This window comes from Streptomyces sp. NPDC093089, from assembly GCF_044754405.1.
GTDB lineage: Bacteria > Actinomycetota > Actinomycetes > Streptomycetales > Streptomycetaceae > Streptomyces.
The window spans coordinates 379,039-385,086 of the sequence record NZ_JBIVPA010000010.1 but is presented as its reverse complement, the minus strand read 5'-3'; the positions used below and the strand labels follow the sequence as shown (position 1 = coordinate 385,086).

Sequence of the window (6,048 nt, the reverse complement as noted above, 5' to 3'; positions counted from 1 at the left end):
CGGTTACATTCCGAACCCGGAAGCTAAGCCTTTCAGCGCCGATGGTACTGCAGGGGGGACCCTGTGGGAGAGTAGGACGCCGCCGAACAATCATTAGCCTCAACCCCCGGACAATGTCCGGGGGTTGAGGCATTTTTGCGTTCTAGGCTGTGGTCATGCGATACGACTTGGTCATCTTCGACAACGACGGTGTGCTCGTGGACAGCGAGCCGATTTCCAACACGCTGTTGGCCGGCTATCTGACGGAGCTCGGACACCCCACGACGTACGAGGAGTCGGTGCGGGACTACATGGGGTCGGCGATGCACCGGATCCACGAGCTGGTCGAGGAGCGGAGCGGGGAGCGGCTGCCCGAGGGCTTCGACGAGACGTTCCACGCGCGGGTCTTCGCGGCGTTCGAGCGGGAGTTGGAGGCGGTGGCCGGTGCCGGGGACGTACTGAAGGGGCTGGCCGAGGCCGGGGTGTCGTACTGCGTGGCGTCGTCGGGGAGTCACGAGCGGATTCGGGTGGGGCACCGGAAGACCGGGCTCGACGCGTGGTTCCGGGACGGGATCGTCTTCAGTGCCGAGGACGTCGGCCGGGGGAAGCCGGCGCCGGACCTGTTCCTGCACGCGGCCGAGCGGATGGGGGTGGCGCCCGAGCGGTGCGTGGTGGTGGAGGACAGCCGGCTCGGGGTGCAGGCGGCGCTGGCGGCCGGGATGGACGTGTACGGGTTCACCGCGATGACCCCGGAGGAGAAGCTCGCGGGGGCCAAGGGCTTCTTCACGAGGATGGACGAGCTCCCCGCGATTTTGGGGATGTGATCCATCTACCCAGCGGTAGTTTCCCGCCCTACGCTGTGCCGCCATGACGGATGCGCGGTTGCGGCGTGGGCGGGGATCCCTGGCGTTCAGCTTCTTCGTGCAGGGGGTCACCTTCGCCCTGCTCGTGACGCGGATACCGGCGATCCAGGACCGGTACGGGATATCGGACGGGCTGCTGCCCGCGTTCCTGGCCGCCGTGCCGATCCTGGCCGGGGTGGCGAGCGTGGCGACCGAGAAGCTCGTCGCGCGGGTGGGGCCGGCGGTGGTGCTGCGGTGGGCGCAGCCGTTCGTGCTGCTCGCGCTCCTGGCGGTGGGGGTCGGGTCGGAGCTGTGGGCGGCGGCGGTGGCCCTCGGGCTGTTCGGGATCGCGGTCGGCGCCCTGGACGCCTCCATGAACATGCTGGGGGTGAGCCTCCAGCGGGCGTACGGGCGGAGCATCATGCTCGGCTTCCACGCCTCGTACAGCCTCGGAGGGATCGCGGGGGCCTCGCTGGCATGGGCGGGGGCGCACTGGCACCTGTCGCTGTTCACGTCGTACCTGCCGGTGGTGGCGGTGCTGCTGCCCGTCGCGCTGGTGGGGAGCCGGTGGTACGTGGCCGGTGGGGACGGGCCGGCGGAGGAGGCGGGGGAGGGCAAGGGGAGCGGCGGGATCGCGTTCCGGCTGCTGCTGCCGCTGTGCCTGGTGATGACGTTCGCGTACATCGGGGACTCCACGGTCTCCAACTGGAGCGCGAAGTACCTGCAGGACGTGCTCGGCAGTTCGGAGGAGCTGGCGACCGTGCCGTACAACGCGTACATGGTGACGACGCTGCTCGGGAGGGCCATCGGGGACCTGGGGGTGCGGAGGCTCGGGGCCGCGGCGGTCGTGCGGGGCGGGGCGGTGCTGGCGGCGCTCGGTTTCGCGGTGGTGTCGGTGGCGCAGGGGGCCTGGGCGGGGATCGCCGGGTTCACGTTGCTGGGGTTCGGGCTGAGCGTGATCGTGCCGCAGACGTTCGCGGCGGCGGGCCGGTTGTTCCCGGGGAACAGCGACGCGGCGGTGGCGCGGCTCAACGTCTTCAACTACGTGGGATTCCTGATCGGGTCGCCGCTGGTGGGGGCGCTGGGGGACGCGTGGAGCTACCGGGGGGCGATGGTCGTGCCGATGGTGCTCGTCCTGGTGACGGTGGTGTACGCCACGTCGTTCGGCGCGAGGGAGGCCCGATACGGTGGCGGGCATGAGCGGCCGCGCACTGTTGATGTGGGATGAAGCTGTCACGCAGTACGACTTCGGGTCCGAGCATCCGATGGATCCGGTACGGCTCGCGCTGACGATGTCGCTGGTGCGGGCCTTCGGGCTCGACCGGGCGGTCGACGTGGTGTCGGCGAAGCCCGCCGGGGAGTCGACGCTGCGGCTGGTGCACCGTGAGGACTACGTCGCGGCGGTGCGGGCGGCGTCGGTGGATCCGCGCCGTGCCGACCAGGCGTACGGGCTCGGCACGGTCGACGATCCGGCGTTCGCCGGGATGCACGAGGTGTCGGCGCTGATCGCCGGGCAGTCGGTGGGGGCGGCGGAGGCGGTGTGGCGCGGGGAGGCGGCGCACGCGGTGAACTTCGCGGGCGGTCTGCACCACGCGATGCCGGGGTCGGCCTCGGGGTTCTGCATCTACAACGACGCGTCGCTGGCGATCGCGCGGCTCCTCGAACTGGGCGCGGAGCGGGTCGCGTACGTGGACGTGGACGTGCACCACGGGGACGGGGTGCAGGCGGCGTTCTGGGATGACCCGCGGGTCCTGACGGTGTCGCTGCACGAGCATCCGCGGACGTTGTTCCCGCAGACGGGGTGGCCCGAGGAGACGGGGTCGGCGGGGGTCGGCGAGGGCGGGGCGGTGAACGTGGCGCTGCCGGCCGGGACGGGGGACGCGGGGTGGCTGCGGGCCTTCCACGCGGTGGTGCCGGAGCTGCTTGCGGACTTCCGGCCGCAGGTCCTGGTGACGCAGCACGGGGCGGACACGCACTTCGAGGATCCGCTGGCGCACCTGGCGGTGTCGCTGGACGCGCAGCGGGCGGTGCAGGAGGCGTGTCACGAGCTGGCGCACGAGTACGCCGACGGGCGATGGCTGGCGCTGGGCGGTGGCGGGTACGCGGTCGTGGACGTCGTACCGCGGTCGTGGACGCATCTGGTGGGGATCGCGGCGCACGCTCCGGTGGATCCTGAGTCGGTGGTGCCGTCGTCGTGGCGGGACGAGGTGTACGCGCGGACCCGGCAGTTGGGGCCGGCGCGGATGACGGACGGGCGGTGGCCGGTGGGCTTCCGTGACTGGGCGGAGGGGTACGACCCGGCCGACCGGCTCGACCAGGCGGTGCTGGCGACGCGGAAGGCGGCGTTTCCGCTGCGGGGGCTGCTCGCCTGAGGCCGCTCGTCCGGGGCCGCGGGGCGGCCGCGGGACTGTTCGCCTGAGGCTGCGGGGCTGGTCGTCCGGGGCTGCGGGACTGTTCGTCCGGGGTTTCGCAGTGTCTCGGGGCGGGGCGGGGGAACGTGCGCGTGGGTGTTACGCCGACTGTGCGGTGTCCGGGTGGTTTCGACTCCGGGGCGAGGGGGTTCCGGCAGCATCGGGTGGGTGTTGAGTACCGGGGCGCTGCGGGCGCATCTGTTGGCGGCGGGGTTGGCGGGGACGGTGGCGACGTCGCGGGAGGAGAGCCTGCGGAGTTACCGGCTCTTTGCCGCGCGGGATCCGCGGGTGCTGCTGGGGCTGGATCCCGCCTGGGGGTGGGGTGAGGCCGATCTGCTGCGGCTGATGGCGGACAAGTGCGGGGTGTCGGGGGATCCGGCGCACCGGTCGGGGCCGGACGTCATCGATCCGGAGCGTACGTTGAGGGGGCTCGACGCCTTCGCCGCGCGGTTGGGCGCGGCGGCCGCGGGGCGGGTTCCGGTGCTGCTCGGGACGGGGCATCCGCATCGTCTGCTCGGTTTCTACGCCGCTCTCGCAGACGCCTTGTCGGCGGCGGGATGTCTTGTCCTCACACCGGCGCAGGGGCGATGTGTCGACATAACGACCCGGTTCGGCGTACGCACGTACCTCCTCGACTACGTACGGGGGGTCGCGCTGGTGCGAGAGCCGGGGCCGTCAGGTGGAGGGCGTGAGCCGGGGGCGCACTCGCACTCGCCGCTGCCGGTCAGGGCCGCTCTCGAGACCGCCGCCGAGGGCGGCGGGCCGCTGCCGGAGCTGGTGGTCGGGGACCACGGATGGGTCTGCGGTGCTGGTCAGCTGGGTATCGAGGCCATCGGTCTCGCCGATACGGATGATCCGGCACTGTTCGTCGGTGAGGCCGAGGGGCAGGTGTCGGTGGCCGTTCCACTCGATGACGGCGTGCGCTCCGACTACTACCGGCCCCTCACGCGCTATGTACTCAATCGAGCGTGTCTGTCACGGTAAACGGCCGATGGCAGCTCCTCTTCCCCACTCGTACCACCCGCCCCTAGTCTGGAGAGTGAGCGCTCGGCGACGAAGAGTCACCGGAGGGGAAGCCGGTGTGCGTCGCGGCGGAAGGTACAGGTGGGTCATGGCTGCTGGCGAACGACCTCTCAACGAGGTCAAGTTTCTGACCGTGGCGGAAGTCGCCGCGGTGATGCGCGTCTCGAAGATGACCGTGTACCGCTTGGTGCACAGCGGTCATCTGCCGGCGATTCGGGTGGGCAGGTCCTTCCGGGTGCCGGAACAGGCGGTTCACGAGTACCTGAAGGAGTCCTTCGTGGGGGTGGGGACCGCGTAGCGAGCGCGCGGGACAACACCGGGAGAGCTCCGTGCGGCCCTCGGATTACAAGCGCGGTGCTCGGGGCGGTAGGCTAGGCCGACGTAGGTCGTGTGGGCCCAGACGCCCCGCACCGATCCCCGCCGGGAGGCGGGGATGTTCCGAGAAGTGAGCGAGGGTAGTCGTGGGCTCTGTTATCAAGAAGCGGCGCAAGCGGATGGCGAAGAAGAAGCACCGCAAGCTGCTCAAGCGCACGCGCGTTCAGCGTCGCAACAAGAAGTAAGGCGACAGCTGCACCGCAGCATTTGGTGCGTCAGACGTGGCCCTTCACCGTTCGCGGTGGAGGGCCGCGTTTTTTATTGCGCCGAAATCTCGAGGCGCTACGGTGGCGACCAACGGAAGACGGACGGAAGGCGCTGATCTTGGGCAAGGTCGTGCTCGTCACCGGTGCCGCACGGCATCTCGGCGGCCGCTTCGTGCGGCGGATCCAGCGGGACCCCGAGGTGGAGCGGGTCATCGCGGTGGACGCGGTCGAACCGGAGCACCGGCTCGGCGCCGCCGAGTTCGTCCGGGCCGACATCCGCCGGCCGGAGATCGCGAAGGTCCTCGCCCAGCACGACGTCGACACGGTGGTCCACCTGGACGTCACCGGTACGGCGCTCGGCGCCGGCGGCCGGACGTCGGTCAAGGAGACCAACGTCATCGGCACCATGCAGCTGCTCGGCGCCTGCCAGAAGTCCCCGCGGATCAGCCGGCTGGTGATCAAGTCCAGTACGAGCGTCTACGGCTCCGCGCCCCGCGACCCGGCCGTCTTCACCGAGACGACCGCCGCTAAGTCGCTGCCGAGCGGGGGCTTCGCGAAGGACGCCGTCGAGGTCGAGGGGTACGTGCGGGGCTTCGCCCGGCGCCGGCCGGACGTCGCCGTGTGCGTGCTGCGGTTCGCGAACATCCTCGGGCCCCGCATCGACTCCCCGCTCGCCGAGTACCTGGCGCTGCCGGTGCTGCCGACCGTCCTCGGCTACGACCCCCGGCTGCAGTTCGTCCACGAGGACGACGTGATCGACGTGCTGCGCCTGGCGGCGCACGAGCCCCGCAGGGCGACCCTGAACAGCGGCACGTTCAACGTGGCCGGGGACGGGGTGCTGCTGCTGTCCCAGTGCGCGCGGCGGCTCGGGCGGCCGACCGTGCCGGTGCTGCTGCCCGCGGTCACCTGGGTGGGGACGGCGCTGCGCACGGTCGGGATCACCGACTTCGCTCCCGAGCAGATCCGGCTGCTCACGCACGGCCGGGTCGTGTCGACGGTCCAGACCCGCGAGGTCCTCGGCTTCTCGCCGCGGCACACCACGGCGGAGGCCTTCGCCGCCTTCGTACGCGGCCGCGGGCCGGGGCTGCTGCCGCCGGAGACGCTCGCGGGCGCGGTGGACCGGCTCGCCGGGCGGCTGCTCGGGACCGCGGCCTCCGCCCCACCCGTAACCCCTGTTCCCCCTGTTCACGACGGCGCCTGAGGAGACCCGAC

General features: G+C 71.3%; 7 protein-coding genes and 1 rRNA gene. All 8 read left to right on the top strand.

Annotation, left to right across the window (positions count from 1 at the left end; translation table 11 throughout):
• Nucleotides 1-88, top strand: a 5S ribosomal RNA gene (gene rrf / locus ACIQFX_RS25155); the annotation flags it as partial.
• 67 nt (nt 89-155) lie between these two features.
• A complete protein-coding gene (locus ACIQFX_RS25150; RefSeq protein WP_402467373.1) occupies nt 156-803 on the top strand; it encodes an HAD family hydrolase in 648 nt (215 codons plus the stop codon).
• Nucleotides 804-846: 43 nt separating this feature from the next.
• The gene (locus ACIQFX_RS25145) at nt 847-2,049 is read left to right on the top strand and encodes an MFS transporter (RefSeq protein ID WP_402467370.1); all 1,203 of its coding nucleotides are present in this window, start codon (nt 847-849) and stop codon (nt 2,047-2,049) included.
• Complete coding sequence (locus tag ACIQFX_RS25140) at nt 2,018-3,193, top strand: acetoin utilization protein AcuC (protein WP_402467367.1); 1,176 nt, start codon at nt 2,018-2,020, stop codon at nt 3,191-3,193. The genes ACIQFX_RS25145 and ACIQFX_RS25140 overlap by 32 nt, the downstream gene beginning before the upstream one ends.
• A 207-nt stretch (nt 3,194-3,400) precedes the next feature.
• Nucleotides 3,401-4,216 (top strand): phosphatase, encoded by an 816-nt coding sequence (locus ACIQFX_RS25135; RefSeq protein ID WP_402467364.1) that lies wholly within the window; start codon nt 3,401-3,403, stop codon nt 4,214-4,216.
• 127 nt (nt 4,217-4,343) lie between these two features.
• Nucleotides 4,344-4,553, top strand: a complete 210-nt coding sequence (locus ACIQFX_RS25130) for a helix-turn-helix domain-containing protein (RefSeq protein ID WP_376490835.1) — start codon at nt 4,344-4,346, stop codon at nt 4,551-4,553.
• 163 nt (nt 4,554-4,716) lie between these two features.
• A complete protein-coding gene (locus ACIQFX_RS25125; protein ID WP_003948845.1) occupies nt 4,717-4,815 on the top strand; it encodes a 30S ribosomal protein bS22 in 99 nt (32 codons plus the stop codon).
• 139 nt (nt 4,816-4,954) lie between these two features.
• Nucleotides 4,955-6,037 (top strand): NAD-dependent epimerase/dehydratase family protein, encoded by a 1,083-nt coding sequence (locus ACIQFX_RS25120; RefSeq protein WP_402467360.1) that lies wholly within the window; start codon nt 4,955-4,957, stop codon nt 6,035-6,037.
• The last annotated feature ends 11 nt before the right edge of the window (nt 6,038-6,048 follow it).

What these genes read in the sequence shown, in the direction of transcription:
- ACIQFX_RS25140 (WP_402467367.1), top strand. Translation starts at nt 2,018, where the DNA reads ATGAGCGGCCGCGCACTGTTGATGTGGGATGAAGCTGTCACGCAGTAC.
- ACIQFX_RS25130 (WP_376490835.1), top strand. Translation starts at nt 4,344, where the DNA reads ATGGCTGCTGGCGAACGACCTCTCAACGAGGTCAAGTTTCTGACCGTG.
- ACIQFX_RS25145 (WP_402467370.1), top strand. Translation starts at nt 847, where the DNA reads ATGACGGATGCGCGGTTGCGGCGTGGGCGGGGATCCCTGGCGTTCAGC.
- ACIQFX_RS25150 (WP_402467373.1), top strand. Translation starts at nt 156, where the DNA reads ATGCGATACGACTTGGTCATCTTCGACAACGACGGTGTGCTCGTGGAC.